1 pseudogene is annotated in these 1,585 nt (G+C 61.6%); it reads left to right on the top strand.

From position 1 onward, the window contains the following. Nucleotides 1-84 precede the first annotated feature (84 nt). Nucleotides 85-1,511: pseudogene (locus DYI42_RS23840) on the top strand (IS3 family transposase). Nucleotides 1,512-1,585: the final 74 nt, after the last annotated feature.

Here is a 1,585-nt window from a genome sequence, read left to right as displayed (position 1 = left end):
TGTCCCCCGTCAGCACCTTTGGAACATCTGATTTGATTTCGTAACGGAGGGTTTCTGGCTCATCGTAACCGCGAAGGAGTGGAGATGAGACAGAAACCCGGAACGCGGAAAGAGCCCGCCGAGAAGGTCGTGAAGGATATTCGGCGGCGCACTAGGAAGCATCATTCGGCCGAGGAGAAGATCCGGATCGTGCTGGAGGGCCTGCGCGGCGAAGACAGCATTGCCGAGTTGTGCCGACGCGAGGGGATCGCGACGAGCCTGTATTACAGCTGGTCGAAGGAGTTCCTCGAGGCCGGCAAGAAGCGACTCGCGGGCGACACGGCGCGGCAGGCGACGAGCCCTGAGGTCAAGGAGCTCCGGCACGAGGCGGTCGCTCTCAAAGAGGCCGTCGCCGACCTCACGCTCGAGAACCGCCTGCTCAAAAAAAGCATGCTCGGGGATGGGGAGTTCGAGGAATGAGCTATCCTGCGTCCGAGACGCTTGAGATCATCCGAACCGTTGAACAATCGCACCTGTCGGCCAAGCAGACCCTGGACCTCCTCGGCATCCCAAGGACGACCTTCTACCGTTGGTATGATCGTTATTTGACCTTGGGCGAAGCCGGGCTGGAAGACCGCCGCTCGCGTCCAGCTCGGGTCTGGAACCGGATCCCGGACAACGTGCGTGACGAGATCATCGAACTGGCCCTCGACGAGCCGGAGCTGTCGCCGCGGGAACTGGCGGTGCGGTTCACGGACACGAAGCGCTACTTCGTCTCGGAAGCCAGCGTTTACAGGCTCTTGAAGGCACAGGACCTGATCACGAGCCCGGCGTTTGTGGTTATCAAAGCTGCCGACGAGTTCCACGAGAAGACGACCCGGCCGAACCAGCTTTGGCAGACCGACTTCACCTACTTCAAGGTGGTCGGCTGGGGGTGGTTCTACCTGTCGACGATCCTCGATGATTACAGCCGCGCTCGCCATTGTCCTCGGACCAATGGCGGACAACGGCTCGCTCATTGCCTGGCGGCTGTGCACGACGATGAAGGCATCGGACGTGACCGCGACGCTGGAAGATGCCCTGGTCGCCTCGGGCTGCGACCGTGCCAAGGTTGCGCATCGGCCCCGGCTGCTCAGCGAGTTGCCAATGGATGCGCCACTGGTTCGAGCACCATTGGCGACGGCAGCAGTTACATCTCCGGGGAGCTGGCCGACTGGATGGCCAGCCAGGACATGGATCACGTTCGCGGTGCTCCGCGCCATCCGCAAACCCAGGGCAAGATCGAGCGCTGGCACCAGACCCTCAAGAACCGCGTCCTGCTCGAGAACTACTACCTACCAGGCGCCTTGGAAGCGGCGATCGGCGACTTCATCGACCACTACAACCACCACCGCTACCACGAGAGCCTCGGCAACCTCACCCCTGCCGATGTCTATCTCGGCAGGGCCGAAGCCATCCTGCGACGACGAAATGAAATCAAAGCCAGGACCATCGAGGAGCGGCGCTTGCTGCACTGCCAGACAACGGCATAGACTGAAACCACAACGAGCCAGACCCTCCGTTCGAGATCAGGCGCTCGTGTTCCAAATCACCTGACGACGGACAG

The organism is Vannielia litorea, from assembly GCF_018424695.1.
Taxonomy (GTDB): Bacteria; Pseudomonadota; Alphaproteobacteria; order Rhodobacterales; family Rhodobacteraceae; genus Vannielia; species Vannielia litorea_A.
Note: the sequence above shows the minus strand (reverse complement) of the source record. Positions and strands in the feature narration are given on the sequence as shown.